Source organism: Sphingomonas sp. PP-CE-1A-559, from assembly GCF_004340965.1.
Classification (GTDB): domain Bacteria; phylum Pseudomonadota; class Alphaproteobacteria; order Sphingomonadales; family Sphingomonadaceae; genus Sphingomonas.
This window is the reverse complement of the sequence record NZ_SLYA01000003.1, coordinates 46,241-72,877: the sequence shown is the minus strand read 5'-3', so window position 1 is coordinate 72,877 and position 26,637 is coordinate 46,241. Positions and strand designations below refer to the sequence as shown.

Here is a 26,637-nt window from a genome sequence, read left to right as displayed (position 1 = left end):
CAGGAGCCAAGAGCGATAGCGTTCGTAACCCTGGACTCCTGCGTCCGCAGGAGAACGGTTTACCGAGGGCGCTTCAGCAGCAGGTCGCGTGCGGCGTTTACCCGGCGGGTCAGGTCGGTCGACCCGCCGCGGTCGGGGTGGACCGAGGCGATCAGGCGGCGGTGGGCGCTGCGGATCGTGTCGGCATCCGCGTTGCTGTCGATGCCGAGGATCGAGCGGGCCTCCGCTTCATCCGTGACCACGCGCTGTTTTGGTTTCGGGCGGAGGTAATGCCATGCCAGCCAGATGAAGATGGCGGCGACGATCCACTTCACGCAGCGACGCCCGGAACCTGCTCGACCACGTCGGGCAGCTGCAACGCGGCCATCATCTCGCGCAGTTCCTGGCGCGCGGCGACATGCGCCAGGCCCATGCTGCCGAACGCCTTCGAATCAATCATCGTCAGGCCGGCGGGGAACATCTCGCGGTAGATCACGCGCTCGCCGAGCCCCGGGATGATCCGGAAGCCGACGCGCTTGGCGAGTTGCGCGAGCGCGTCCGACACGCGGCGCATGTTGCGCGCCTCGATATGCTGGAGGCGGTTGCGCAGGACGACCCAGTCGATCGTCGTGCCATCGGCGCGCGCGCGCTGTTTCCGTGCGTCCCAGATCAGTTCGGAATAGAAGCTTGGGCGCGTCACCTGATAGGTTTCTGGATCGACCTGACCGATCAGGTCGAAGTCGACGAAGCTGTCGTTCATCGGCGTGACCAAGGTGTTCGCGAGCGCCGCGGCGGTGCGGGCGAACGGATCGTCGCGGCCGGGTGTGTCGACGACTAGGAAGTCCGAGCCTTGGCACAGCGAGTGCCAGAGGTCCTCGAACTGGTCTTCGCTCTGCTCCGACAGCGTCGCGTGGAGCGGCATCGGCAGCACCGAACCATTGCGCTTCATCGTCTCGGCGCGGTTGTCGAGATAGCGGCCGACGGTGCGCTGGCGGTGATCCAGATCGAGACACGCGACGCGCGCACCCTTCGCGGCGAGCGCGATCGCGACGTGCACCGCGGTCGTCGACTTGCCGGTGCCGCCCTTCTCGTTGGCGAACACGATCACGTGCGTCGAGGCCGACGGGGCGACGTGCGTAGAAGCGGGGGTCTGTTCGGGGCCCGTGGCCAACGCGCGTTTCCTTATTGATCGTAACAGTCACCCTTCATAGAAGCCGCGACCGCACTTATCGAGTAGGAGTTTCACGTGGACACCGTCCGGGACCTTAATGCGTTGCGCGAAAGCGTCGCCGCCTTCCGTGCGGGCGGCCAGCGCGTCGCGCTCGTCCCGACGATGGGCGCGCTCCACGCCGGCCATGTCGCGCTGATCGAGGCGGCGAAGCGGCCGGGGACCAAGGTGGTCGCGTCGATCTTCGTCAACCCGACGCAGTTCGGTCCGAACGAGGATCTATCCCGCTATCCGCGGCGCGAGATGGCCGATATCCGGATGCTGAACGAGGCCGGGTGCGACCTGCTTTGGCTGCCCTCTGTCGAGACGATGTATCCCGACGGGTTCGCGACGTCGGTGCGCGTCTCGGGCGTCAGCGACGGCTTCGACGGCGCCTCGCGGCCTGGCCATTTCGATGGCGTCGCTACGGTCGTGTCGAAGCTGTTCAACCAGGTCGGGCCCGATGCGGCCTATTTCGGCGAGAAGGATTACCAGCAGCTCGCCGTTGTCCGGCGGTTCGTCGCCGATCTCGACTTCGCGATCGATATCGTCGGGGTGCCGACGCAGCGCGACGACGACGGTTTGGCGATGTCGTCGCGCAACATCTATCTCGACGACGAGCAGCGCAAGCAGGCGGTGGCCCTCCCGCGTGCTCTCGGCGTGGCGGCGCGGGCGATTGCGAAGGGTGAGGACGTCGAGTCTGTGCTGGACGATGCGCGGACGACGTTGGTCGGGGCGGGGTTCACGATCGATTACGTCGCGCTGGCGGACGCCGAGACGCTGGCGGAGAACCCGGCGGCGGATCGTCCACGGCGGTTGCTGGCGGCGGCACGGATGGGCGCGACGCGGCTGATCGATAACATCGCCATCGATGCGCCAGGCGCGTTGTAAAAAATGGGCGTTAACCCATTAACCATTTCGTAGCCCGAATCACGGCACTCTGTCCTCACGAACATTGGGGGCAAGACCATGGGCAGCAGTTTCAAGAACGCGAATATCGGAATCGAACGCCGTCTGGCGGATGCCGCGCGCGGCGACGACCGGGCGTGTTACGAACTCGGGATGGTGTATTCGACGGGGACGTCGGGTGTCGTCCTTGACCTGATCGAGGCGCATAAGTGGTTCAATCTGGCTGCGGTGTCGGGGAACATCGCGGCGCAGGAATGTCGGGCTGAGATCGCCGAGGACATGACTGCGCGGGAAATTTCTGTGGCGCAGCGTGCGGCGCGGGATTGGATGCAGTTGACGCAGCGGCGGGCGGCGTAAGCTAAAAAACTCCCCTTCCGCTTGCGGGAGGGGGCGGGGGAGGGGACCACCGCGAACGTCGCGTTCGTGGGGTATTTCGCTCCCTCCCCTAGCCCCTCCCGCGAGCGGGAGGGGAATTAGGCTTCCGCTTTTTTCTTTGGGGCGGATTTCTTGGCGGGGGCCTTTTTAACCGCCGCCTTCTTCGCTGGAGCTTTCGCCTCGGCTGCGTCCTTGGCCGGCGCCTTCTTCGCCGCCGGCTTCTTGGCGGGCGCTGTCTTCTTCTTCGTTGCCGGCGCCGCGGCGGCGCGTGCGTCGATCAGCGACGCTGCTTCCTCCAGCGTCAGCTGGTCCTTTTCGATCGACTTGGGCAGCGTCGCGTTGGTCGTGCCGTCGGTGACGTACGCGCCGTAGCGGCCTTCCATCAGCTTGATCTCGGCCTCGGTGCGCGGATGGTTGCCGAGTATCTTCAGCGGTGCCTGAGCGCCGCGCGCGGTACGTCCGCCGCCGGCCGCGGCTTCCGCAAGCTTCACGACTGCCGCGTTCATGCCCGTCTCGAACACGTCCGCCGTCGTCGTGAGACGGGCGTATTTGCCCTCGTGCTTCAGATAGGGCCCGAACTTGCCGATCGTCGCGATGATCGGTTCACCGGTCTCGGGGTGGTTGCCGACCGTCCGCGGGAGCGACAGCAGCTTGACCGCCCATTCGAGGTTCAGCTCCCCAATGTCCTTCGGGATCGACGCCATCTTGCGGTCTTCGCCTTCGCCGATCTGCAGATACGGGCCGAAGCGTCCCGACTTGCGCTCGATCGGCTGACCCGTGTCGGGATGCGTGCCGAGAGTCGACGGGCCGGCATCCGCCTCGGCGTCGCCGCCGGGCTGCGCGAAACGACGCGTGTATTTGCACTCGGGATAGTTCGAGCAGGCGATGAACGCTCCGAACTTGCCGCCACGCAGCGCCAGCTGGCCCTCGCCGCAGTTCGGGCAGAGACGCGGATCGCCGCCGTCTGCCTTGGCCGGGAACAGATACGGCGCGAGGAAGGTGTCGAGTTCGGCGGTGATCGCGGATGGCTGCTGCTCCATCACCTCGTTGGTGCGCGGCTTGAAATCGCGCCAGAACGCGTCGAGCACCGACTGCCATTGCGCGCGGCCGCCGGAGACGTCGTCGAGCTCCTCCTCCAGCTCGGCGGTGTAGTCGTAGCCGACATATTTCTCGAAGAAGCGTTCGAGGAACGCCGTCACCAAGCGCCCGCTCTCCTCGGCGAAGAAGCGGTTCTTCTCGATCCGGACGTAGGCGCGGTCCTTCAGCGTCTTGATGATCGAGGCGTAGGTGGACGGGCGGCCGATGCCGAGTTCTTCCATCCGCTTGACCAGCGAGGCTTCGGAGAAGCGCGGTGGCGGCTGGGTGAAGTGCTGCTCGGCGTCGACCTTCTTCTTCGCCGGCGCATCGCCTTCGCGCATCCGTGGCAGACGGCGCGCGTCCTCGTCGGCGGAATCGTCCGAGCCTTCCTCGTACAGCGCGAGGTAGCCGGGGAAGAGCACGACCTGGCCGGTGGCGCGGAGGATGTTGCGGCCGGTGCCGTCGGCCATCTCGACGGTCGTGCGCTCCATACGGGCGGACGCCATCTGGCTCGCCAGCGCGCGCTTGAAGATCAGGTCGTAGAGGCGGGCATGATCGCCGCCGCCGGCCTTGTCCTTGCCGAAATCCGTGGGGCGGATCGCTTCGTGCGCTTCCTGCGCGTTCTTCGCCTTTGACTGATATTGGCGGGGCTTATCGGGGACATAGCTCGCGTCGAAGCGGTTCGCGACGGCGAGACGCGCGGCGCTGATCGCGCTCGAATCCATCTGCACGCCGTCGGTACGCATGTAGGTGATCGTGCCGTCCTCGTAGAGGCCCTGCGCGATCCGCATCGTGTGATCGGCCGAGAAGCCGAGTTTCCGCGACGCCTCCTGCTGCAAGGTCGAGGTGGTGAACGGCGGCGGCGGGTTGCGACCGGCCGGCTTGGTCTCGACCGACTGGACCGAGAAATTGCCGTCGAGCACCGCCTGCTTGGCACGCAGGGCATCGCCTTCGTTGCCGATCGAGAGGCGGTCGAGCTTGTTGCCCTCGAACTGCGTCAGGCGCGACGTGAACGCGGTGCCGTCATGCTCCATTTCGGCGGTGACGGACCAGTATTCCTGCGGCTTGAAGATGTCGATCTCGCGCTCGCGCTGGACGATCAGGCGGAGCGACACGGACTGGACGCGGCCGGCGGACTTGGCGCCGGGCAGCTTGCGCCACAGCACCGGCGAGAGCGTGAAGCCGACGAGATAATCGAGCGCACGGCGGGCGCGATAGGCGTCGATCAGGTCGTCGTCCAACTCGCGCGGGTTCTTCATCGCCTCGGTCACCGTCGCCTTGGTGATCGCGTTGAAGGTGACGCGCTCGACCTCCTTCGGCAGTGCCTTCCGCGCGCGCAGCACCTCGCGGACGTGCCACGAGATCGCTTCACCCTCGCGATCCGGATCGGTCGCGAGGATCAGGCGGTCGGCGACCTTGGCGAGATCGGTGATCGCCTTCAGCTGCTTCGACTTGTCCGCGTAATTCTCCCACGTCATCGCGAACGCGTCGTCGGGATCGACCGAGCCGTCCTTGGGCGGCAGGTCGCGGACATGGCCGTAGCTGGCCAGGACGCGGTAATCGCTGCCCAGATACTTCTCGATGGTTTTGGCCTTGGCAGGCGATTCGACGATGACAAGCTGCATGGGGAAACCGGGGTCCTTACGTGTACGCGTACGAGGGTGGGGACGAAGGGGCGGTGCCGTCAACCCGGGGTGGGTATGAGCGAAGTACGCAGATGAGGACGCAGGCGCTGCTTTTCGAGAGGGGTTTCTGGGGGGCTTTTCGAGAGGGGTTCCTGGGGGCGGGGTATTTCCCGGATTATGCCGGCGCTGCTGGCACAATATCCGTGTCGGTATGATGACAGTAGACCAATCCCTTTCGTTGCGCCCGACCAGATCAGGCGCAGAGATCGTTACAATTGACGGTCCTCAGTCATCCCTTTCACCGACCGCTTTATCTGGTCGCGCGCACAATTTTCGTCCGGCTTCCTGGCTACCGCAACCAGATACCTCGTTTCGCCAAGGACTTGCAGTTCGGCGTAATCATGATGGAACGTTGCTGGAAGGCGCGAGCCAATGTTTCGCACTGGACCGGGAGGATAGAGCGTGACCCGACATGACCTTGCGATAGCGAAATGGAAGTGTTCGTTCCTTGCCAAAAACATCGTCATCCTTCGCCAGTCGGATCCGGAGCCTCATGTCCTCAACCTAATCGCCTCGCATCAGCACGAACTGGACCTGCTGCTGGCGGCTATCGCGAAGACGCATGAAGCAAAGGATTGGGCTGCGGCCTGGGTGGCGAAATCGCAGACTGAGGGTAGCGTGGCCTTGGCGGCGTCCTGAAACCAGGACGATCAGCGCAGGCTGGCTCGACCGCCCGCATGACGTTCCAGATGGCCGCCGAGTTCGAGTTCGAGCAGCACGGTTTGGACGACCGCCGGGCTCAGGTGCGACTGGCGGATGAGTTCGTCGATCGTCACCGGTACGGGGCCGAGCAGGTCGGTGATCCTGCGGCGCTCGGTATCGGTCGCGTCTTCCGGGGGCGAGGCGGCGTAGGCATCGATCGGCGAGCGAACCGAGCGCGGGTCGAACGGGCGGATCTGTTCGAGAATATCGGCGGCGGATTGGACGAGCGTGGCGCCTTCGCGGATGAGCAGGTTGCAGCCTTGCGCGCGCGGATCGAGCGGGCTGCCGGGGACAGCCATGACTTCGCGGCCGGATTCGTTGGCAAGGCGCGCGGTGATGAGCGAGCCGGATTTGGGGACGGCTTCGACCACCACGGTGCCGATCGCGAGGCCTGCGATGATGCGGTTGCGCGAGGGGAAGTTGCGCGCCTTGGGATCGGTGCCGGGGGGCTGTTCGGCGAGTAGGAGACCTTCGGTGGCGATTCGCTCTTGCAACGCGGTGTTGTCGGGCGGGTAGGCGATGTCGATGCCGCTGGCGATCACGCCGATCGTGGCGCCGCTGGAACCTGCGCCGAGGGCGCCGATATGCGCGGCGGTGTCGATGCCGCGGGCTAGGCCGGAGACGATCGTCGTGCCTTCTTCGGCGAGTTGCAGAGCAAGCTGGCGGGCGAAGCGGCAGGCGGCGGCGGAGGCGTTGCGCGCGCCTACCATCGCGATGCAGGGGCGGCTGGCATGGGCGATGTCGCCGCGGAGGATGAGCGCCGGGGGTGCCGTCTCGATCTCGGCGAGCAAGCGGGGATAGTCCGGGTCGTCGACGAAGAGGTAGCGTGCGCCGAGCCTTGCGGTGGCGGCCATTTCGCGTTCGGCTAGCGCTACGTCTGCTATTTTCGGCACGCGTCCGCCGCCGCGTTGGGCGAGCATGGGGAGCGCCTCGATGGCGGCGTCGGCGCTGCCGAAGCGGGCGATGAGCTGGCGATAGGTGACCGGTCCGATCCCGGTCGTGCGGATGAGCCGAAGTCTTGAGACGGTGGCGTCAGTCACCCGGTGGTCGTTTGGAGCGGCCGATGCGTGGCTCAGTGCCCGAGAACAGGCGATCGACGTTCTCGCGGTGCTTCCACAAGACGATCAGCGCGAGTGCGAGGAGCAGCAAAACGAGATCGAAGCGACCGAACAGGGCCGCGGCAAATGGCGCGCTGAGGGCTGCGGCCATGCCGGCGACCGAGGAGATGCGCAGGCCAGCGAGCAGGCCGAGCCAGACGACCGCGTAGACCAGCCCGAGCGGCCAGTGGAGCGCGACGACGATGCCCATGAGCGTGGCGACGCCCTTGCCGCCCTTGAACTTCAGCCAGACGGGGTAGCAATGACCGATGAACGCGCCGGCCGCCGCGAGCAGCGCATTGCCGGGGAACAGGTGCGCCACCAGCAGCACGGCGACCGCACCCTTGGCCATGTCGAGCAGCAGCGTGGCGGCGGCGAGTCCCTTCCGTCCGGTGCGCAGGACGTTGGTCGCGCCGATATTGCCTGAGCCGATCGTCCGCAGATCACCCGCGCCGCCGAGCCGAGTCAGGATGACGCCGAACGGGATCGAGCCGAGCAGATAGCTCAGCACGAGCGATAGCGTGGGCGCGACCCAGAGAATTTCCGTCTGCAACTATGTCCCCCGTTCTGGACGGGCTTATAGGCTACGCGGGGCTGACGGCAAATGGCGCCGTTGGGCATCGATCTCCAAACCATCCGTCATTCTGACGAAAGTCAGGACCGAGAGCCACGAAGGACGACGCTCGCTACCCTGGGTCCTGACTTTCGTCAGGATGACGAGGCGGGGCGGGGGCGACGGGGACTGGTTTGCACGGGCCGATCCGGCCTAAGGACCGCGCATGGACACGCGCCCCATCCTGTTTTTCGATTCCGGTGTCGGCGGGTTGTCGATCGTTGGGCCGGCGCGTGCCGCGCTACCCGACGCGCCGTTCGTCTACGCCGCCGACTCGGCCGGGTTTCCCTACGGGACCAAGAGCGAGGCGGAGATCGCGGCGCGGGTGCCGGTGTTGCTCGGGCGGTTGGCGGAGCGGTATCGGCCGCGGCTGATCGTGATCGCGTGCAATACGGCCTCGACGATCGCGCTGCCGGTGGTGCGCGCGGCGCTCGACCTGCCGGTAGTGGGGACGGTGCCGGCGATCAAGCCGGCCGCGCTGCTTTCGAAGACGCGGACGATCGGCGTGCTGGGGACCGAGGCAACGGTGCGGCAGGCGTATGTCGATGATCTGGCGGCGAAGTTTGCGGGCGATTGTACGGTGCTGCGTTACGGCTCGGCGGCTCTGGTCGAGATGGCCGAGGCGAAATTGCACGGCCGAGTCGTCGCGCCGGAACGTTATGCAGCGGTGCTAGACGGCTTGTTTTCGCAACCCGGTGGCCATTCGATCGACGTGATCGTCAATGCCTGCACGCATTTTCCACTGGTGGAGGCGGAGCTTGCAGCCGCTGCTCCGGGTGTGCGCTTCGTCGATGGTGGACCGGGGATCGCGCGGCGGATCGTGCATCTCATGCAGGGCGAATCATGGTCGGGAGCTGGGGAGGGTGTTGCCGTCTTCACCCGGTTGGGCGACGAGGAGCGCGCGCTCGGACCGGCGTTGGCGGCGCGCGGGTTTGGCAGGATCGAGCAGCTTTAAGCGCTGACCTGGGACAATGTGCCACCTTGCGTCGCGGCCGCATCGTGGCAATGTGCAGCCAGGATGAGGAAAGCGATCACCGTAAGAGCGGTATTGCGCTGGAAACGAGTGAAAGCGAGGCGTAGTGCCCAAGGCCATGATTAGCGACGGCATTCCGGCAACGGATTCGATCAAGGGTCCGCGAGTCGATTATTCGCGCGTTTTCACGCAGGCGATCGACCGATTGCATGCCGAAGGGCGCTACCGCGTGTTCATCGACATCCTCCGCAACAAGGGCGCGTTTCCGAACGCACGCTGCTTTGCCGGGCATAACGGTCCGAAGCCGATCACGGTGTGGTGCTCGAACGATTATCTCGCGATGGGCCAGCACCCCAAGGTGATCGCGGCGATGGAAGAGGCGTTGCACGACGTCGGCGCGGGCTCGGGCGGCACGCGCAACATCGGCGGCAACACGCATTACCATGTCGATCTGGAAGGCGAACTCGCCGACCTGCACGGCAAGGAAGCGGCTTTGCTGTTCACGAGTGGCTACGTTTCGAACGAGGCTACGCTGGCAACGTTGGCGAAGGTGCTGCCGGGCTGCATCATCTTTTCCGACGAACTGAACCACGCGTCGATGATCGCGGGCATACGCAATTCGGGCTGCGAGAAGCGGGTATTCCGCCACAACGACCTCGCGCATCTCGAAGAGCTGCTCGCGGCCGAAGATCCGGCGGCGCCGAAGCTGATCGCGTTCGAGAGCGTGTATTCGATGGAGGGCGATATCGCGCCGATCTCGGCGGTGTGCGACCTTGCCGACCGTTACAACGCGCTGACCTATTGCGACGAAGTCCACGCGGTCGGGATGTATGGCGCGCGCGGCGGCGGCATTTCGGAGCGGGACGAGGTCGCGCACCGGATCACGATCCTTGAGGGGACGCTGGGCAAGGCGTTTGGCGTGATGGGGGGCTATATCGCTGCCGATCGCACGATCGTCGACGTGATCCGTTCGTATGCGCCTGGGTTCATTTTTACGACGTCGTTGTCGCCGGTACTGGTCGCGGGCGTGCTCGCGAGCGTGCGGCATCTGAAGAGCTCGAGCGTGGAGCGCGAGGGGCAGCAGGCTTCGGCGGCGATGCTGAAGGCGATGCTGAAGGACGCCGGGCTGCCGGTGATGATCGGCGACACGCATATCGTGCCGCTGATGGTCGGCGATCCGGTCAAGGCGAAGAAGATCAGCGACGTGCTGCTCGCCGAATACGGCGTGTACGTGCAGCCGATCAACTATCCGACAGTGCCGCGCGGTACCGAGCGCCTGCGATTCACGCCGGGACCTGCGCATACCGAGGCGATGATGCGTGAGCTGACCGATGCGCTGGTGGAAATCTGGAGCCGGCTGGACCTGCGCAAGGCGGCTTGAGGCTGGCCCCGCTCATTGCGGGGCGGCACTGGTTAGTCGATCGTGATCGGGCCATCAGTACCGGGCACGTCTAGCGTTTCGCCGAAACCTACCGAATGGAACCGCGTGTAATCGCCTTCCAAAGGGTTGGCGTAGACATGGACAACGCGCCGAATGCCATCGACTACCCAGTAGTGCGGAATGCGGCCGCGCGCGTAGGCGAAGCGCTTCATCGTGGTGTCGCGAGCTACCGACGTTTCTGCGACCTCGATCACGAGCAGAAGGTCGTCGGCGATGAGCAGGCGATTGCCTTCCACGGGTTCGCGCAACACGGCCACGTCGCAGCCTATTACGGTGGCGTCGTCGAGATCGATGCCAACCCCACCCGTTATCCGCGTCTCCGGTAGCAACCGCGAAAGACGGATGCCGATCTTGGCTTGTCGCGCGGCGTGCCCCGCCAGCGGCAAGTCCATCCGTTCGAGTTTCCCACCGACCAGTTCGATCTTCATGCCGTCGAATGCGCCGGACTCACCCATGCGCAAGAACTCGGCGGTCGTAAAACGCGCCTTGGCTTGTCGGTCGGGACAGAGACTTCTGGCCGATGAGTTCATGCCCAATTCGTACCACGAACCAGCTGCCCATACGACTCGCGAGCGGGATTAAAGCGCCGCGGCCAGCATCGTCAGAACGCCCAGGCCGAGCGACAAGGGCATGCGCAATTTCATCCAGCCGGGCGGCGCGATGCCGGCTTTGACGAGCGCACGGTCGACGAGCAGCGCGGCGATCAGGCTGATGCCGAGCACGACCAGCGAGGGACCGGGCCAGCGCAGGCCGACCATCCAGGGCCAGGCGGTGGCCAAGGCGATGAGCGACGGCGCGACGCTCGCGAACCAGAGCCAGCGCGGTGGCGAGTCGGTGCGCGCGGCGAGACCCCACCAGAGGCCTCCGAGGAAGCTCAGGATGATCGCGGCATAGGCGTAAGCGATCGCCAGCGCGGAGAACCGGCTTTGCGGATCGCCGCTCAGCAGCAGCGCGACCGCCGCGAGTTGCGGTAGGAGTCCGCTCAGCCCGAGCAGGCGCGCGATTGGCGGAATGCCGCCAGTCGCGGCGGGTCGCTTGGTCATCAGACGCGCGCGACCACGCCGGTGGCGACGACCGGGCCGGTCGGCAGGCCGGTCGGCGAGCCGCCGAGCGGCTCGACCGAGATCGCCAGCGTCGCGCCGGGGGTTATGCGACCGCGGTCGACGCCCTTGAGTGCGAGCGAGGTCGGACGGCCGGAGAGCAGGCCAAGCGAATGCGGCACGCCGTCTCCGCCGATCACCCAGAGCTGCGCGACGCGGGCGTCCGGAACGCCGGGGCCGGCCGCGACGCGGAGCGCGCCGTTTGCGGGATCGTACACTGCTGCAACCGGCGATTTCGTATCGCCGAGCATCGCGACGAGTACGCTGGTCGGCCGCGCGACGGGGATCGGTTGCGAGACGGGCACGGTCGGCTCCGGGCGGATCATGACGAACAGCAACAGCGAAGCGGCGATCGCGCTGGTGACGGCGGCGAGCGCGGGCCATGCGAAGCGGCTCGTTTGCGCGGGGGCTGGCGTTCCGTCGAGGCTGGCTTCGATCCGGGCGGCAAGATGCGGCGGCGCGGCGTGTTCGGGCCAAAGGTCGAACAGGACGGCCAAGCGCGATCGCCACCATTCGACCTGCGCGGCGAAACCGGGCTCGGCGAGCACGCGGCGCAGGGCTGCCCCGCGCTCTTCGCCTTCGAGCAGGCCGAGTGCGAGTTCGGCGGCGGCAACGTCCTCAGGCACCCCGGTATCGGTGGTCGGATCAACCATCGAGGCAATCCTTCAGGCGGGCGAGTCCGCGGCGGACCCAGCTCTTCATAGTCCCCAGCGGCACCGTGCGCTTGATCGCGAGTTCGGCGTAGGTAATGCCCTCGAAGAATGCGGTCCGGATCGCGTCGCGCTGCTGCGGCTCGAGACCGTCGAGGCACTCGATCAGTTCGCGCGAGGATTCGCTCGCCAGCATCCCCGCCTCGGCACCCTCGCCGGGATCGGCGACGTCGGGCGCATCGTCGAGCGGGCTTGTGCGGCGGACGCCCTGTGCGCGCTGCCAGTCGATGGCGCGGTTGCGCGCGATCGTCGCCAACCAGGTTATCGGGCTCGCGCGGCCGGGTTCCCAGGCACCGGCGCGTTTCCAGATCGTGAGATAGACCTCGTGCAGCACATCCTCCGCGGCTTGGGCGTTGCCACAGATACGGTGGGTGATCCCGAAAAGCTTCGCGCTGGTCAGCGTATAGAGTTCGCGAAACGCTTCGCGGTCCTCTTGCCCGGTGCGCAGGAGCACTTCTGAGAGGTGCGCGCGGGCGGCGTCGGCGTTGGCATGGGCGATAGTCACGGGCGGGAACCTAGCGGCTAAGTCCGTCGCGGCAATAGCCTTCGCCGGGCTTTACGGTGAGGCAGTCGGTTTTGCCGGCGAGGTATTTGAGCCCGGTCGCGTCGCCGTTGGTCGGGCGCAGCGTTTCGCGGACGCCACCACGATCGAACGCTATGGTGTCGCCGGTCGCGATGCCGTCGAACTTGCCCTTGTTGTCGAGGTCCCACTGCATGGTCAGTGCGTAGTGGCCGGCGGTGGCGGTCGGGGCGACGTCGAGGACCATGCCTTCGACGCCCATCCAGCGACCGGTGTAGTCGGGCGCCGGTTTAGGCTTGGGAGCGGCAACCTTGCGTTCGACCGATCCGGCGGACGTCATGTTGCCGTCGCTGCTGGTATCGGGGGCCGGGCCGGAACACGCGGTCAGCGCGGCGGCGGCAAGCAGGGTGAGGGCCTTCATGAATGTCTCCTTCACGGTCTCGTTCGACGTAATTCCCGACCTTAACGCGCCATCCTGACGAAAGCGCCCGCGAACAGGTGTGGCAAATTCCGGCTCGGGGGGGTAGGGGGCTGGGCACCCGATCTCCCGTCACAGGAATACGCCAGGTGCGCATCGCCATCGCGTCCGATCACGCCGCCGTTTCGTTGAAAGCGGTGCTCGCCACGTGGCTGCGCGAGGCGGGCCATGACGTGCTCGACCTTGGTCCCGAAGGCACTGCCAGCGTCGATTATCCCGATTACGGGTTCAAGCTCGCGTCGGCGATCGCCGATGGCAGCGCAGATCGCGGTATCGCGCTGTGCGGCTCCGGGATCGGCATTTCGATTGCCGCCAACCGCAATCCCGCCTGCCGCTGTGCGCTCGTGTCCGAACCGCTGTCGGCTAGCCTTGCGCGCATGCACAACGACGCCAACGCCATCGCGATGGGCGCCCGCCTGATCGGCGAGGAAATGGCAAAGGCGTGCGTCGAAGCTTTCCTGTCCGCCGATTTCGCCGGCGGCCGTCATCAACTCCGTGTCGACAAACTTTCCACAAAGGTCCCCGCATGAGCACTCAGCCCCGCGAACTCCACGACGTCCAGCCCGACGGCTTTTTCACGCGCACTCTCGCCGATGCGGACGCTGCCGTATTCGCTGGTGTTGCTGCCGAACTGGAACGCGAGCAGACGCAGATCGAACTGATCGCGAGCGAGAACATCGTCTCGAAGGCTGTGCTTGAGGCGCAGGGCTCGGTGTTCACGAACAAATACGCCGAGGGCTACCCGGGCAAGCGCTATTACCAGGGCTGTGCGCCGTCTGACACGGTCGAGACGCTGGCGATAGAGCGCGCCAAGCAGATCTTCGGCTGCGGGTTCGTCAATGTGCAGCCGCATTCGGGCGCGCAGGCGAACGGCGCGGTGATGCTGGCGCTGGTCAAGCCGGGCGACACGATCCTCGGCATGAGCCTCGATGCGGGCGGCCACCTCACGCATGGCGCAAAGCCGGCGATGTCGGGCAAGTGGTTCAACGCCATTCAGTACGGCGTCGATGCGACCACACACCTGATCGACTATGATCAGGTCGAGGCGCTGGCGGTCGAGCATCAGCCGAAACTGATCATCGCGGGCGGCTCGGCCTACCCACGCGTCATCGACTTCGCCAAGTTCCGCGCGATCGCGGACAAGGTCGGCGCGTATTTCATGGTCGACATGGCGCATTTCGCCGGCATCGTCGCAGCGGGCCTGCACCCGACGCCGTTCGGCCACGCGCACGTCGTGACGACCACCACGCACAAGACGCTACGGGGCCCGCGCGGTGGCATGATCATGACCAATGACGAGGCGATCGCGAAGAAGATCAACTCGGCGGTGTTCCCCGGGCTCCAGGGTGGGCCGCTGATGCACGTGATCGCAGCGAAGGCGGTCGCGTTCAGCGAGGCGCTCCAGCCCGACTTCAAGAGCTACATCGCGGCGGTCGTCGAGAACGCCAAGGTGCTGGCGGCAACGCTCAAGGAGCGCGGCTCGGACGTCGTCTCGGGCGGCACCGACACGCATCTCGCGCTGATCGACCTCACCCCGCTGGGCATCACGGGTCGCGATGCGGACGAGGCGCTGGAGCGCGCAGGGATCACCTGCAACAAGAACGGCATCCCCAACGATCCGCTGCCTCCGGTGAAGACCAGCGGCATCCGTGTCGGTTCGCCCGCGGGTACGACGCGTGGGTTCGGCCCGGCGGAGTTCCGCGAGATCGGCAACATGGTCGCCGACGTGCTGGACGGCCTCGCGAAAAAGGGCGAGCATGGGGACCCGGAAGTCGAGGCGGACGTTCGGACGCGTGTGCGGGCCCTGTGTGCACGCTTCCCGATCTATCAAGGATAAACAGCATGTCGAAGTTCGACGACGTCCAGAACGACATCAAGGCGACCCCCGGCCTCGGCAAGAGCATGGCCAAGTGGAGCGCACTCGGCGCGGTCGTGGCGATCCCGGTGCCGATCGTCGGCCCGATCTTCGGCGCACTCGCGGGCGCGGGCTACGCGTACTACAAGGGCAAGAAGAAGGTCTGAATGCGCTGCCCCTTCTGCGGACATGAAGACAGCCAGGTAAAGGACAGCCGCCCCACCGAAGACGGGGCGGCGATCCGACGTCGGCGCCAATGCGAGGGGTGCGCGGCGCGTTTCACGACGTTCGAGCGCATCCAGTTGCGCGAGCTGTTCGTGTTGAAGAGCGAGGGGCGCAGGGAGCCGTTCGATCGCGAGAAGCTGCTGCGGTCGTTGTCGATCGCGACGCGGAAGCGGGCGATCGAGGCGGGACGGATCGAGAAGCTGGTGAGCGGGATCCAGCGGCGGCTGGAGACGCTGGGCGAGAACGACGTCACGTCGAAACGGATCGGCGAGATGGTGATGGACGGGCTCAAGGGGCTCGATTCCGTGGCGTATATCCGGTTTGCGAGCGTGTATCGGGACTTTAGCGAGGCGAAGGACTTCGAGGCCTTTGCTGGGAGTGTGGAGGAGGTTGGGCGAGCGGAGTGATGCGCTCCCTTATTTGTCCTTCGATACGGACCGATGGCAGCATCGTAAACTTTACCTTATCGACGGTTCCTCATCCCTCTTCCGTTCGTCCTGAGTAGGGACTGAGCACGGCGAAGGCCCGTATCGAAGGACAGGTTGCATGAGCTTTTACGCCTACATGCTCCGCTGTTCCGACGGCAGTTACTATATCGGCCACACCGACTCGCTCGAGCGCCGGATCGCGCAACATCAGCACGGCGAGCTTCCTGGATACACGCACAAACGGCGCCCGGTGACGCTGATGTGGTCGCAGGATTTTCCAAGCCGCATCGAGGCATTGGAGGCCGAGCGTCAGTTGAAAGGCTGGACGCGGGTGAAGAAGGAAGCGCTGGCAGCGGGGGATTGGGACGCGGTACGCTTACTCTCGCGCAAATCCTTCGATACGGGTCTTCGGCTTCGCTCAGCCCCTACTCAGGACGAACGGGGTTGGGTGGATGAGCGGGATGGTTTGGATGAGCACGATGGATTGGCCGAGCCGGACGACTTTGGTGAGCTTGGCGAGATTGGTGGATTTGGCGACGTGATTGACGAAAACATGATTGGTACGGACCCGGCTGGCGACAGCGATGTACTCGCGGATGGCGATGGGGCGGTTGGAGCTCCACCCCCCGTCATCGTCCTCGTCCGCCCCCAACTCGGCGAGAACATCGGCAAGGCCGCGCGCGCCATGCTGAACTTCGGCCTCTCCGAAATGCGCTTAGTCTCCCCCAGAGACGGCTGGCCCAACCCCTCCGCCGGCCCCGCCGCGAGCGGCGCTGACATCGTCCTCCAGAACGCGAAGGTCTACGAGAGCGTCGCCGCCGCCACCGCCGACTGCGCGCAAGTGTTCGCCACCACGGTGCGGAAACGCGGCGTGACCAAGCCGGTCGTAACCCCCGAGCAGGCGTCGACCGAGATCCACGCCGCCCCCGGCCGTTCCGCGATCCTGTTCGGCCCCGAGCGATCCGGCCTCGAAACCGACGACGTCGCGGTAGCGCGGACGATCATCACGGTGCCGATCAACCCGGAGTTCGGCTCGCTCAACCTTGCCCAGGCGGTGATCCTGGTCGCCTATGAATGGTCGAAGGGCCTCACCGCCGAGCGCGAGCTGTTGCAGCCGTCGATCAACCCGATCATGCCGCCTGCGCCGCAGGAGGAGCTCGACGGGATGATCGGGCAGCTCGATGCGATGCTGATGGGGGCTGGGTTCTTCCACCTGCCCGACAAGATGCAGTCGACGCGGCGGACTCTCCGCACGCTGCTGACGAAGCCGGGCTGGTCGAGCCAGGAGATCCGGACTTTGCGCGGGGTGTTGTCATCGCTGGCGGGGAAGAAGCCGCGGAGCTGATTTTTTCCCAAGGGGGCATATCTCTTCCCCCCTCCCTGGAAGGGAGGGGCCGGGGGTGGGTCGGCTGTTTGGCGGGCGGGGCGGCAGTTATTGGGCCAACCCACCCCCAACCCCTCCCTTCTAGGCAGGGGAGTGCGTTGCGCTTTAGCGGCGGTCGAACGCCGCCAGTTCGTATGCGATCGAGGCTTCGACCAAGCCCTCCCATAGGTCTGCGATCGCGGCGTCGGGCAGTCCCAGCTTCACCGCCTCGGCGCGCGCATTCTCGATCACCTGCGTCTTCCGCGCCTCATCCCGCACATGCCCCCGCTCCGGCTTGATGCGCGCGGCGGCGTCCATATAGGCGAAGCGCTTGGCGAGCAGCGCGACCAGGTCGCGGTCGAGCGCGTCGACGCCGGCGCGGACCTCGGTCATGGTGGTGCAGTCGGGTCCGGATAGAATGGTCATGCGCCGCCTCTTGCCCAGCCGTCCGCAGCCTGTCCAGCTTGACTCGCGACCCCTCTCCGTCTAGGCGCCCGCCTTCGCAATGGCCCTGCACCCCGGTGAAGCGGTGGCCCTGCCTTGTCTTAACGACGACCAGCAGAGCGATACCGGGACCAACGTTGTTTGCATTTGCAAAGGTTATACTATGTCGAAGCGTCAAAGCGCGAAGTACAAACTCGATCGCCGTATGGGCGAGAACATCTGGGGTCGTCCCAAGTCGCCCGTCAACAAGCGCGAATACGGCCCGGGCCAGCATGGTCAGCGCCGCAAGGGCAAGGTCAGCGATTTCGGTATCCAGCTGCGCGCCAAGCAGAAGCTCAAGGGCTATTACGGCGACGTGACCGAGAAGCAGTTCCGTGCGTGCTACCATGAGGCTGCACGTCTGAAGGGCGATACCTCGCAGAACCTGATCGGCCTGCTCGAGCAGCGCCTCGACATGATCGTCTACCGCGCCAAGTTCGCGCCGACGATCTTCGCGGCTCGCCAGATCGTCTCGCACGGCCATATCCGCGTCAACGGCGTGAAGTGCAACATCGCCTCGCGTCGCTGCTTCGTCGGCGACGAGATCACGCTGGGCACCAAGGCGCAGGAAATGGCGCTGGTCATGGAAGCCCAGAGCCTCGCCGAGCGTGAGATCCCCGACTATGTCGCTACCGACGGCGCCGCCAAGGTCACCTTCACGCGCGTCCCGACGCTCGACGAAGTGCCTTACCCGGTGAAGATGGAACCGAACCTCGTCGTCGAGTTCTACTCGCGCTGATCTTTCGGTACGATCGTTATACGAAAAAGGGCGGTCCTGCGAGGCCGCCCTTTTTTCGTTCTACATCCCCAGCGACGTCCGCAGGAACGCATCGGCCTTGGTCAGCATCGCGGTACGCGCGACATCGTCGTCGAGCTGGTGATCGAGACCGGAGAACTCGACCAGTTCGACCTTGCCACCCGCGCCCCGCAGCTTGGCCGCCATCAATCGCGATTCACCGATTCCGACGTTGCGATCCCGATCGCCGTGGAACAGCAGTACGGGCACCTTGATCTTGTCGGCGTTGCGCGCGGGCGATCCCGCCTGGATATGCGCACCATGCCCGATGAACGTGTCGACCTGGGCGAAGGCCGTAAAGCCTCGCGACTCCTCACGCAACGCGTCCAGATCCGTCACCGGCGCAATGCCGATGACCGCCTTGAACAGGCTAGGATCGAGCACCGCCGATTGTAGCGCTGCATAGCCGCCATAGGACCAGCCAACGATCGCAAGCTTGTCCGGCGCCGCAATCCCTTGCGACATCAGCCAGCGTCCGGCATCGTTGACGTCGCCGATCGCGGTCCGCCACGACTGGAAGCCGTTTTTCTGGAACCATGCCGACCCATAGCCGGTCGAACCCCGGAAGTTCGGCTGCAGCACAGCAAAACCGCGCGCCGCGAAATATTGCGAGAGCCAGTCGAACCCCCATTCGTCGCGTGAGCCCGGCCCGCCGTGCGGCATGACGATCGCGGGCAACCCCTTGCCAGTACCGCCAATGGGCAAAGTCAGATAACCGGGAATCATCGTGCCGTCCGCGGCGCGAAAGGTGATCGACTGGACGCTGGCGAGTGTCGTCTTCCTCAACTCCGGACGTGACGGCGCAACTTCGCCCATCTTGTTGGTCGTCCGATCCAACAGGTAATAACGGCCCGGATCGACGTCGCTGCCGGCGAACAGCAACAGCTTGGTCTCGTTCGCGCTCGCGTCGACGAACGTGATCAGCGGCCTGCCGGGCAAGGCCTTTCGTAACGACGCGGCGAGCTTTTGCAGCGTAGGATCAAAGAATTCGACTTCGCGGCGGTCGGTTGCGTAGGCAGCACCCACCACCCGGTTCTTGCGACCCAACCGGATCAACTGGTCGACGTCCACATCCGGGCGTGCAAGTACGAGATCGCGCTTGAGGCTGCCGTCTAGCGCGATTTTGTACAGCGCTTGCCGGCCGTCCCTGTCGTCGAAGCCGTATGCGACGTTCAGCGCGGGATCGATGGCGTAGGGATCGAACCCGCTCTTGCCACCACTGACAGTACTGGCGACCTGACTTAACGGCTGCCAAGCGCGATCACCGGCCTTGCGGTATGAATAGATCACCTTCGCACCGTCATAGCCTCCACTGGTCATGGCCCGCGAGCCAACGATCCGGACGGAACCCTGGCCGTCGCTGATATATTCAATGGCATTCGCACGGGCCGGCTCGACGACCCGTCTTGTCAGCGTGACGGTGTCGATCCGCTCGACGCCCAAGCCAACCGCCGAACGGGCCAGGAGCGTGCCGATCATCGCCTCGGGTACGAACTTGCGGGTCATCAGCACGGCACCCTCCGCGCCGTCTGCAGTCCAGTCGATGACGTTGCCGCCGTCCTGCATGATACCAAGCGAGCGTTCGTTCGTGCGTGCGCTCAGGATCTTTCTGTTGCCGCCATTGCTGTCGATGGCGAGCGCCCGGCTGAAGGCAAGCAGATCGGTTCCGGTATGTGCGGTAGTGATGAACCGGCAGACGAGGCGCGTATTGGTCGACCAGCGGCAATCCCTCAGGCTTTCGGGGTCGCCGGAGGACGACAGGATCGGGTCGGCGATCTTGCCTCCGACCATGTCGGCGATGCGCAGCATGGCGCCGCGACCCTTCATCGGCACGATCATGGCGATGTGCGTACCGTCGGGCGAGAGGCTCAACTGCTGGATTTCACGAGCGCCGAACGCTGCTTCTGTCGAAATGACCGCCGCGGCATCCTGCGCTGCCGCGGCTACCGGTAGCGCCAAGACGGCCGGTAGCGTCATTACTTTCCAGACCGAACTGCTCGCGCGCAACCCGCCAAAATACCGCATCCTCGTCGCTCCCCAAAGCCCCTACCCCACATCCTATCGAAGCCGGACAGCACGGCAAGCGATGCTTGCGCGGTGCCGGAGCCGCTGCCAAAACGCTCGGCATCTCTTTGGGGGAATGACCTTGCGCGCTGCCATCCTGCCTCTCCTGCTGCTTGGGACCGCTGCGTCCGCGCAGATGTCTCCCGCGATTTCGGTCGAGACGTTGAAGACCGTAACGCAGGTACTGTCGTCGGACGCCTACGAAGGCCGCGCGCCGACCACGCCCGCGGAGGCGAAGACGGTCGCGTATATCGTCGAGCGGATGAAGGCGGCGGGGTTGAAGCCGGGCAACAAGGGCCAGTGGACGCAGGACGTGCCGATGGTGGAGATCACGGCCACGAACGTGCAGCCTTACGTGTTCACCGGCGGCAAGGCGCCCGTCAGTCTCGCCTATCGCACTGACATGGTCGCGGGCACCTATCGCGTGGCGCCGAAGTCCGCGGTGGCGAACAGCGACGTGGTGTTCGTCGGCTACGGCATCACCGCACCCGAAAAGGGCTGGGACGATTATGCCGGCACCGACGTGAAGGGGAAGACCGTGGTCATCCTCATCAACGACGCCGACTGGCAGACGATGTCGCGCGAGGGGCCGTTCGAAGGCCGCGCGATGACGTGGTACGGGCGCTGGCCGTACAAGTTCGAGAACGCCGCCAAGCACGGCGCGGCGGCGGCGATCATCGTCCATGATACCGAGCCGGCGGCGTATCCGTGGGCCGTCGTGCAGTCGTCCTGGACCGGGCCGCAGCTCGAGCTGGACGAGAAGGGCGATCATCTCGACCAGTCGCAGATCGTCGGCTGGATACAGAAGCCGGCGGCAGAGCGCGTGTTCGCGAGCGCGGGCAAGGATTACGCGACACTGGCGGCGGCGGCGAAGGTGAAGGGGTTCAAGGCGGTACCGCTCGGGCTGAAGTTCGGCGGCGGGTTCGACAACACGATCAAGCGGCAGGCGTCGAAGAACGTCATCGGCGTGCTGCCGGGGACGGCTGCGCCCAACGACTACGTGATGTATTCGGCGCATTGGGATCATCTCGGGCGCTGCGACGCGGTCGATGGCGATGACATCTGCAACGGTGCTTTGGACAACGCGAGTGGCGTTGCCGGATTGGTGGCGCTGGCGGAGGCTCAGGTGAAGGCAGGACCAGCCAAGCGTTCGATTGCGTTCCTGGCAGTGACGGCGGAAGAGTCCGGACTGCTGGGGTCGCGCTATTATGCCGAGCATCCGATCTATCCGCTGGCGCATACCGTCGGTGGCGTGAACATGGACGGCTTGAACATCGGTGGGCGCGCAAAAGACTTCGTGCTTGTCGGCGCGGGTAAATCGGAGATCGAGGATCTGGTGAAGCCGTTCGTCGTCGCCGAGGGCCGGGTAATCGGCACTGAAGCGAACCCGGAACGTGGCAGCTATTATCGCTCTGATCACTTTAGCTTTGCGAAGCTCGGTGTGCCAATGCTTGACGGCGGCAGCGGCGAGGACCTCGTCGTCGGTGGCACAGCGGCGGGGCATGCGGCGCGCGAGGATTATGTCGCGCATCGCTATCACAAGCCGGCGGACGAATATGATGCGAAGTGGGACTGGTCGGGTGCGGTCGAGGATCTGACGATCTATTACGGGCTGGGGCGCAAGCTCGCGGACGATACCAGTCTGTGGCCGAACTGGTATAAGACCGCCGAATTCCGCGGCATCCGTGACCGCGATCGCGCAGGAGCCAAGTAAGTGACCACGACTACGCCAGCCGAATGGGCGCACCACAAGGCCGTCTGGATCGGCTTTCCGAGCCATGCGAACCTGTGGCTGGAAGATCTGGAGCCCGCGCGGGACGAGGTCGTCGCGTTTGCGAAGGCGGTGCATGCCGAGGGTCGGGGCGAGACGGTGATCCTGGTCGCGGCCGACGTCGGGTCGGCAACCACCGCCAAGCGGCTCGCACCGTTCGCGGACGTGGTGGTGGAGCCGTTCGGCGACATCTGGCTGCGCGATACCGCACCGATCATCGCCGGCGACGGCAGCGCGCGGGACTTCCGGTTCAATGGCTGGGGCGGGAAGTACGACCTGCCCGGTGACGACACCATCGGCGAGCGGCTGGCGGCGAGCCGGCACAAGCGGGTCGAGGCATGCGACTGGGTGCTCGAAGGGGGGGCGATCGATGGCGATGGCACCGGCACCGTCGTCACGACGGCCCAGTGCCTGCTCAACCGCAACCGCAATCCGTTGCTGAGCAAAGCGGAGATCGAGGCGCGGCTGGCGTCCGACCTCGGGTACACCCGCGTGGTGTGGCTGGGCGACGGGCTGGTCAACGATCACACTGACGGCCACGTCGACAACCTTGCGCGGTTCGTCGGCGAGGGGCGGGTTGCGATTCCGAAGGCGACCGACAATGATCCGAACTGGCAGGTGTACCAGAACGCCGCGCGCGATGCGCAAGCCGCCGGGCTGGAGGTCGTGACGATTCCGTCGCCGGGGCGCGTGCTGCGCGACGAGGAGGTCGTGCCCGCGAGCTACATGAACTTCTATATCGGGAATGCGGCGGTGGTGGTGCCGTTGTATGGGGCGGAGAATGACGCTGCGGCGGTTGCGGCGATCCAGGCGCTGTTCCCGGACCGCGAGGTTGTGGGACAGCGCGCGGATCATATCCTGACGGGCGGCGGGAGCTTCCACTGCATCTCGCAGCAGATCCCGGGGTAAGTTCTTCTCCGGTTTCCCCGCGAAGGCGGGGTCCAGGGTTGCAAGCGATGCTGTTCCTGGCCCCTGGACCCCCGCCTTCGCGGGGGAACGGTAGGCAAGCGGCGTGTATCTACCTTTCCCCAAACCACCTCCCCGGCGAAGGCCGGGGTCCAGTTGGAAAGGTCGGAGTAACAAAGGGCGGTCCTCTGTTAGCTACGTCCCCCAACTGGGCCCCGGCCTTCGCCGGGGTGGAGTTAGGTGGGTCGGCTCAGCGACTCCAGCGCGCCCAGATTGCGGTGGGCAGCGTCAGGCCGCGCGCTTCTTCGCGGACGCCGAGTTCGCCGACTTCGACTTTGCCCGGCAGGTCCGCGAACACCTGGTTCAGCAACTCGCCGATCGCGAGCGCGGACATACGCACCGCGTAGACCGTCAGGAACAGGAAGCGGGAGTTCTCGTCGAGGAGCTTCCGGCAATCGGCGATCAGCTTCGGCAGGTCTTCTTCAAGCCGCCACACCTCTCCCTCAGGTCCACGCCCGTATTTCGGCGGATCGAGCAGGATCCCATCATACCGCCGCCCCCGCCGGACCTCGCGCGCAACGAACTTCGCCGCGTCGTCGGTCATCCAGCGGATCGGCGCGTCGGCCATGCCTGACAGTTTCGCGTTGGCCTTGGCCGCCTCGACCGACTTCTTCGACGCGTCGACGTGCACCATGCGGACGCCCTTGGTCGCCATCGCCAGCGTGCCGACGCCTGTGTAGCCGAACAGGTTCATGCACTCGGGCGAGTCTAGCCCCGCGACGCGCTCGCGCATCCAGCCCCACACCGGTGCCATGTCGGGGAAGAAACCGAGGTGGCGGAACGGGGTGGTCTGCGCGGTGTACGACACCTCGTTCCACTTGAGCGTCCAGCCTTCGCGCGGGACGGGTTCGGAGAATTCCCAGCGACCGCCGCCGTCTTCGTCCGAGCCGGGGACGAATTCGCCCTGCGCCTGCCAGTCGGTCGAGGCAGGCGCCCACATCGCCTGCGGTTCGGGGCGAATGAAGCGGAAGCGGCCATAGCGTTCGAGCTTCTTGCCGTGGCCGGAATCGATCAGGCCGTAATCCGCCCAGGGTTCGCCGATGAGAGTGTGCAATTTCATGCCGACGGCTTCGCGCGCTCGGTGATGTAGGCGGTGATCGCCTCGAACGTCGCGGGCAGCGTGGCGTAACGCTCCTCGCGGTCGAACAGGTCGCCGACTCGCGCGGGTAGAGATGGGCGGACGCCGGTAGCGCGCTCGACCGCGTCGCCGAACTTGGCGGGGTGTGCGGTGGCGAGCGTCACGATGGGAACGCCCGCCGGAACTTCGGTACGCAGCGCAGCCGCGAGGCCGATCGCGGTGTGCGGGTCGATCACCTGGCCCGCATGCTCGTGTGCCCAGCGCATCGCCAGCGTCATGTCGTCGAGGTCGATGCGCTCGCTCTGGAAGAGGGCGGAGGCACCCTGCGACTGCGCGTTGGTAAGGCGCATCGCTCCTGAAGATTCGAAGCCTGACATCTGTGCGGCCAGCGCTGCGCCATCGCGGTCGCCGAGGTCGAACAACAGGCGTTCGAAGTTGGAGCTCACCTGGATGTCCATCGATGGCGTCGGGGTCTGCTGCACCCCCCCCTTCGAATAGTCGCCGGTGCTGAGTGCGCGGTGGAGGATGTCGTTGACGTTGGTCGCGACCACCAGCTTGGCCACCGGCAGCCCCATCTTCGCCGCGACGTAGCCCGCGAACACGTCGCCGAAATTGCCGGTCGGGACCGCGAACGCGACCTCGCGATCGGGGGCGCCGAGGCGGACCGCGGCGTAGAAGAAATACACCACCTGCGCCATCAGCCGGGCCCAGTTGATCGAGTTGACCGCCGACAGCGCGAACTTGGTCGAGAAGGCGCGGTCGTTGAACATCGCCTTCACGAGCGCCTGCGCGTCGTCGAAGCTCCCTTCGATGGCGATGTTGTAGACGTTGGGGCTGAGCACCGTGGTCATCTGGCGGCGCTGCACGTCGGAGATGCGGCCGACCGGGTGGAGCATGAAGATGTCGATGCCCTCGCGCCCGGCAACCGCGTCGATCGCCGCCGAGCCGGTGTCGCCGCTGGTCGCGCCGACGATCGTCAGGCGCTTGTCGGTGCCGGCAAGGAAGCGCTCGAAGAACAGGCCGAGCAGCTGGAGCGCTACGTCCTTGAACGCGAGCGTCGGGCCGTGGAAGAGTTCGAGGAGCCACTGGTCGTGGTCGAGCTGTACGAGTGGTGTCACGGCTGCGTGCGAGAAGCGGCCATATGCCTGTTCGCAGAGTGTCTTCAGTTCCTCGCGGGTCATCGCGTCGCCGACGAACGGGGCCATCACGGCGACCGCGGTGTCGACGTACGACAGGCCCGCGAGTGCGGCGATCTCGTCGCGGGTCATCGTCGGCCACGCGTGGGGGAGGTAGAGGCCGCCATCGGAGGCGAGGCCGGCGAGCGTCGCCGCTTCGAAATCGAGGATGGGCGCCGAGCCGCGGGTGCTGATGTAACGCATGGCCAAGCGGTTAGCGAATGGGCGGTGAGGCGACAAGCTGCCCGCGCTTTCCGTTTTCCTGCGAACGCAGGAATCCAGGGTTACGGAGGAATGCGCGCGGTACCCTGGACTCTTGCGTTCGCAGGAGAACGGCTAGCGAGGCTGTCGGCGGAGCGCGAGCGTGTAGATGATCGCGGCGATGGCGGCGAAGAAGAACCATTGGCCGGCATAGGCGAGGTGATTGTTCGGGACCGACGCGATGTCGGGCTTGCCGTTCGGGTTGAGACCCGCCTGTGGGGTATCAGCGACCAGCATCAAGCGCTGCGGGGTGTGATCGAACAGCGATCCGATCAGCGAGCGGCCGTCGGGCGCGTGGCTGATGTAGCCGGAGACTTCGCCGCCGGACCAGTTCACCTTGGCCATTGGGTCGCGCGTAGTGCCGAGTTGGACGATCATGCCAGGGCCTTCCGCGCCCGTGCGGCACTCGGCGATCGCGCGGAAGCCGGATTTGCCGGCGCCGGCAAGCTTGATGTCGGTCGGCTGGAGGCAGAGGCCGGAGGCGCGGCGGAACAGGAGCGTCTCGTCGGGGAAGCGCGGAAACGCCATTGGCGGCTTGGCGGGGTTGGCGGCGAGCTGCACGAGGAACGCTTCCTTTTTGGGGAGGCGATCGAGCAGTTGCCACAGGCCGAGGCCGATCATCGCTGCGATCGCGAGCGTGACGAGGATGGTCGGGATGACGGGTATGCGTCGTGCGGTGCGGGTCACGGGTTGATTCGGCCTTCGCGGGCTGCGTTGCGGTATTCGGCGGACATGAGCGCGCCCTTCGCTGCTCTTAGGGACAGCACGACTCCGCCGGCGGTGAAGGGGATCCAGATCAGCATGTGCAGCCAGAGCGGCGGGTGGGCTTTGAGTTCGAGCGTGATCGCGAGCGCGACGACTAGCGCGCCGAGGATCAGAGTGAGAAACGCGGCGGGGCCATCGCCGACGTTGAACTTGCTGAAGTCGAGCCCGCAGTTCGGGCAGCGGTCGGCGAAGTTGGACCATTTGGCGAAGAGCGTGGGCTTGCCGCAGCGGGGGCAGAGGCCTTTCAGCGCGACCTGCGCGATCGTGGGGGCGGTGGCGAGGGGGTATTGGTCTTCGGTCACGCCGTCAGGTCCTCCATACCTTGTATCCCCGCGAAGGCGGGGATCCAGACTGGGCTCCCGCCTTCGCGGGAGAACAAGGTTGGAGTGCGAGCGTCGACTTGCAGCAGTGCCTTACCGGCAAACGCCACCCCGGCGGAGGCCGGGGCCCAGTTGGGGGACGGTTCTAACCGAGGACAGCGCTTCGTTACTGCGACCTTGCCAACTGGGCCCCGGCCTTCGCCGGGGTGGTGCCTGCCGGG

The 26,637-nt window shown here is 65.7% G+C and carries 29 protein-coding genes; 13 read left to right on the top strand and 16 right to left on the bottom strand.

Annotation, left to right across the window (positions count from 1 at the left end):
- Nucleotides 1-59: 59 nt before the first annotated feature.
- Nucleotides 60-314 carry a DnaJ domain-containing protein gene (locus C8J42_RS10610; protein ID WP_133020056.1) on the bottom strand — a complete coding sequence of 85 codons (255 nt, stop codon included), beginning with the start codon at nucleotides 312-314 and terminating at the stop codon, nucleotides 60-62.
- Nucleotides 311-1,150, bottom strand: a complete 840-nt coding sequence (locus C8J42_RS10605; RefSeq protein ID WP_133020055.1) for a division plane positioning ATPase MipZ — start codon at nucleotides 1,148-1,150, stop codon at nucleotides 311-313. Before C8J42_RS10605 ends, C8J42_RS10610 begins: the two co-directional genes overlap by 4 nt.
- Nucleotides 1,151-1,225: 75 nt before the next feature.
- Between C8J42_RS10605 and panC the strand changes: the two genes are divergently transcribed.
- The gene (panC, locus tag C8J42_RS10600) at nucleotides 1,226-2,077 is read left to right on the top strand and encodes a pantoate--beta-alanine ligase (protein WP_132833652.1); all 852 of its coding nucleotides are present in this window, start codon (nucleotides 1,226-1,228) and stop codon (nucleotides 2,075-2,077) included.
- Nucleotides 2,078-2,155: 78 nt separating this feature from the next.
- Nucleotides 2,156-2,452: a sel1 repeat family protein gene (locus C8J42_RS10595; protein ID WP_056053341.1), complete on the top strand. Its 297-nt coding sequence runs from the start codon at nucleotides 2,156-2,158 to the stop codon at nucleotides 2,450-2,452.
- Nucleotides 2,453-2,568: 116 nt separating this feature from the next.
- On the opposite strand, the gene topA is transcribed toward C8J42_RS10595, so the two are convergent.
- Nucleotides 2,569-5,172 carry a type I DNA topoisomerase gene (gene topA / locus C8J42_RS10590; RefSeq protein ID WP_133020054.1) on the bottom strand — a complete coding sequence of 868 codons (2,604 nt, stop codon included), beginning with the start codon at nucleotides 5,170-5,172 and terminating at the stop codon, nucleotides 2,569-2,571.
- A gap of 462 nt (nucleotides 5,173-5,634) precedes the next feature.
- Between topA and C8J42_RS10585 the strand changes: the two genes are divergently transcribed.
- Nucleotides 5,635-5,871: a hypothetical protein gene (locus C8J42_RS10585; RefSeq protein WP_120301523.1), complete on the top strand. Its 237-nt coding sequence runs from the start codon at nucleotides 5,635-5,637 to the stop codon at nucleotides 5,869-5,871.
- 11 nt (nucleotides 5,872-5,882) lie between these two features.
- On the opposite strand, the gene dprA is transcribed toward C8J42_RS10585, so the two are convergent.
- Both dprA and plsY read right to left on the bottom strand, forming a co-directional pair.
- Nucleotides 5,883-6,974, bottom strand: a complete 1,092-nt coding sequence (gene dprA / locus C8J42_RS10580) for a DNA-processing protein DprA (RefSeq protein WP_133020053.1) — start codon at nucleotides 6,972-6,974, stop codon at nucleotides 5,883-5,885.
- A complete protein-coding gene (plsY, locus tag C8J42_RS10575) occupies nucleotides 6,967-7,584 on the bottom strand; it encodes a glycerol-3-phosphate 1-O-acyltransferase PlsY (RefSeq protein WP_056066307.1) in 618 nt (205 codons plus the stop codon). Before plsY ends, dprA begins: the two co-directional genes overlap by 8 nt.
- A gap of 226 nt (nucleotides 7,585-7,810) precedes the next feature.
- On the opposite strand from plsY, the gene murI reads away from it, so the two are divergent.
- The gene (gene murI, locus C8J42_RS10570) at nucleotides 7,811-8,599 is read left to right on the top strand and encodes a glutamate racemase (RefSeq protein WP_056066304.1); all 789 of its coding nucleotides are present in this window, start codon (nucleotides 7,811-7,813) and stop codon (nucleotides 8,597-8,599) included.
- 136 nt (nucleotides 8,600-8,735) lie between these two features.
- Nucleotides 8,736-9,998, top strand: coding sequence for a 5-aminolevulinate synthase (gene hemA, locus C8J42_RS10565; RefSeq protein WP_056066301.1), 1,263 nt, complete (start codon nucleotides 8,736-8,738; stop codon nucleotides 9,996-9,998).
- 32 nt (nucleotides 9,999-10,030) lie between these two features.
- Here the strand turns inward: hemA and C8J42_RS10560 are convergent, their stop codons facing one another.
- The 5 genes from C8J42_RS10560 to C8J42_RS10540 form a co-directional block, all read right to left on the bottom strand.
- A complete protein-coding gene (locus C8J42_RS10560) occupies nucleotides 10,031-10,513 on the bottom strand; it encodes a Uma2 family endonuclease (protein ID WP_165895474.1) in 483 nt (160 codons plus the stop codon).
- A 123-nt stretch (nucleotides 10,514-10,636) separates the two neighbouring features.
- Nucleotides 10,637-11,101 carry a DUF3429 domain-containing protein gene (locus C8J42_RS10555; RefSeq protein WP_056066297.1) on the bottom strand — a complete coding sequence of 155 codons (465 nt, stop codon included), beginning with the start codon at nucleotides 11,099-11,101 and terminating at the stop codon, nucleotides 10,637-10,639.
- Nucleotides 11,101-11,811 carry an anti-sigma factor gene (locus C8J42_RS10550; RefSeq protein WP_133020051.1) on the bottom strand — a complete coding sequence of 237 codons (711 nt, stop codon included), beginning with the start codon at nucleotides 11,809-11,811 and terminating at the stop codon, nucleotides 11,101-11,103. Before C8J42_RS10550 ends, C8J42_RS10555 begins: the two co-directional genes overlap by 1 nt.
- Nucleotides 11,804-12,373: a sigma-70 family RNA polymerase sigma factor gene (locus C8J42_RS10545; RefSeq protein WP_133020050.1), complete on the bottom strand. Its 570-nt coding sequence runs from the start codon at nucleotides 12,371-12,373 to the stop codon at nucleotides 11,804-11,806. The genes C8J42_RS10550 and C8J42_RS10545 overlap by 8 nt, the downstream gene beginning before the upstream one ends.
- A gap of 10 nt (nucleotides 12,374-12,383) precedes the next feature.
- On the bottom strand, nucleotides 12,384-12,809 hold the full coding sequence (locus C8J42_RS10540; protein WP_133020049.1) for a hypothetical protein: 426 nt from the start codon (nucleotides 12,807-12,809) through the stop codon (nucleotides 12,384-12,386).
- A gap of 146 nt (nucleotides 12,810-12,955) precedes the next feature.
- Between C8J42_RS10540 and rpiB the strand changes: the two genes are divergently transcribed.
- From rpiB to C8J42_RS10515, 5 genes are all read left to right on the top strand, one after another.
- Nucleotides 12,956-13,396: a ribose 5-phosphate isomerase B gene (gene rpiB / locus C8J42_RS10535; RefSeq protein WP_133020048.1), complete on the top strand. Its 441-nt coding sequence runs from the start codon at nucleotides 12,956-12,958 to the stop codon at nucleotides 13,394-13,396.
- Nucleotides 13,393-14,703 carry a serine hydroxymethyltransferase gene (locus C8J42_RS10530; protein ID WP_133020047.1) on the top strand — a complete coding sequence of 437 codons (1,311 nt, stop codon included), beginning with the start codon at nucleotides 13,393-13,395 and terminating at the stop codon, nucleotides 14,701-14,703. Before rpiB ends, C8J42_RS10530 begins: the two co-directional genes overlap by 4 nt.
- A 5-nt stretch (nucleotides 14,704-14,708) precedes the next feature.
- Nucleotides 14,709-14,888 (top strand): hypothetical protein, encoded by a 180-nt coding sequence (locus C8J42_RS10525; RefSeq protein WP_056066278.1) that lies wholly within the window; start codon nucleotides 14,709-14,711, stop codon nucleotides 14,886-14,888.
- Nucleotides 14,889-15,353 carry a transcriptional regulator NrdR gene (gene nrdR, locus C8J42_RS10520; protein ID WP_056487307.1) on the top strand — a complete coding sequence of 155 codons (465 nt, stop codon included), beginning with the start codon at nucleotides 14,889-14,891 and terminating at the stop codon, nucleotides 15,351-15,353.
- 139 nt (nucleotides 15,354-15,492) lie between these two features.
- On the top strand, nucleotides 15,493-16,719 hold the full coding sequence (locus tag C8J42_RS10515) for a TrmH family RNA methyltransferase (protein ID WP_133020046.1): 1,227 nt from the start codon (nucleotides 15,493-15,495) through the stop codon (nucleotides 16,717-16,719).
- A gap of 144 nt (nucleotides 16,720-16,863) precedes the next feature.
- Here C8J42_RS10515 and C8J42_RS10510 read toward each other — a convergent pair whose 3' ends face one another.
- A complete protein-coding gene (locus C8J42_RS10510; protein WP_133020045.1) occupies nucleotides 16,864-17,163 on the bottom strand; it encodes a chorismate mutase in 300 nt (99 codons plus the stop codon).
- Between the two features lie 181 nt (nucleotides 17,164-17,344).
- Here C8J42_RS10510 and rpsD point away from each other — a divergent pair, with 181 nt between their 5' ends.
- A complete protein-coding gene (rpsD, locus tag C8J42_RS10505; protein ID WP_056487297.1) occupies nucleotides 17,345-17,959 on the top strand; it encodes a 30S ribosomal protein S4 in 615 nt (204 codons plus the stop codon).
- 60 nt (nucleotides 17,960-18,019) lie between these two features.
- Here rpsD and C8J42_RS10500 read toward each other — a convergent pair whose 3' ends face one another.
- Nucleotides 18,020-20,041 carry a S9 family peptidase gene (locus C8J42_RS10500; RefSeq protein WP_279388734.1) on the bottom strand — a complete coding sequence of 674 codons (2,022 nt, stop codon included), beginning with the start codon at nucleotides 20,039-20,041 and terminating at the stop codon, nucleotides 18,020-18,022.
- A 175-nt stretch (nucleotides 20,042-20,216) separates the two neighbouring features.
- Here C8J42_RS10500 and C8J42_RS10495 point away from each other — a divergent pair, with 175 nt between their 5' ends.
- Nucleotides 20,217-21,794 carry a M28 family peptidase gene (locus C8J42_RS10495; protein ID WP_243644391.1) on the top strand — a complete coding sequence of 526 codons (1,578 nt, stop codon included), beginning with the start codon at nucleotides 20,217-20,219 and terminating at the stop codon, nucleotides 21,792-21,794.
- Nucleotides 21,795-22,760, top strand: a complete 966-nt coding sequence (locus tag C8J42_RS10490; RefSeq protein WP_133020043.1) for an agmatine deiminase family protein — start codon at nucleotides 21,795-21,797, stop codon at nucleotides 22,758-22,760. It begins immediately after the preceding gene.
- A gap of 247 nt (nucleotides 22,761-23,007) precedes the next feature.
- On the opposite strand, the gene C8J42_RS10485 is transcribed toward C8J42_RS10490, so the two are convergent.
- The 4 genes from C8J42_RS10485 to C8J42_RS10470 form a co-directional block, all read right to left on the bottom strand.
- Entirely contained in the window at nucleotides 23,008-23,877 is an 870-nt protein-coding gene (locus tag C8J42_RS10485; protein ID WP_133020042.1) for a class I SAM-dependent methyltransferase, read from the bottom strand.
- The gene (gene thrC, locus C8J42_RS10480; protein WP_133020041.1) at nucleotides 23,874-25,274 is read right to left on the bottom strand and encodes a threonine synthase; all 1,401 of its coding nucleotides are present in this window, start codon (nucleotides 25,272-25,274) and stop codon (nucleotides 23,874-23,876) included. Before thrC ends, C8J42_RS10485 begins: the two co-directional genes overlap by 4 nt.
- A 132-nt stretch (nucleotides 25,275-25,406) precedes the next feature.
- Nucleotides 25,407-26,018 carry an SURF1 family cytochrome oxidase biogenesis protein gene (locus tag C8J42_RS10475; RefSeq protein ID WP_335337814.1) on the bottom strand — a complete coding sequence of 204 codons (612 nt, stop codon included), beginning with the start codon at nucleotides 26,016-26,018 and terminating at the stop codon, nucleotides 25,407-25,409.
- Entirely contained in the window at nucleotides 26,015-26,398 is a 384-nt protein-coding gene (locus C8J42_RS10470) for a DUF983 domain-containing protein (protein WP_056066263.1), read from the bottom strand. The genes C8J42_RS10475 and C8J42_RS10470 overlap by 4 nt, the downstream gene beginning before the upstream one ends.
- Nucleotides 26,399-26,637 lie beyond the last annotated feature (239 nt).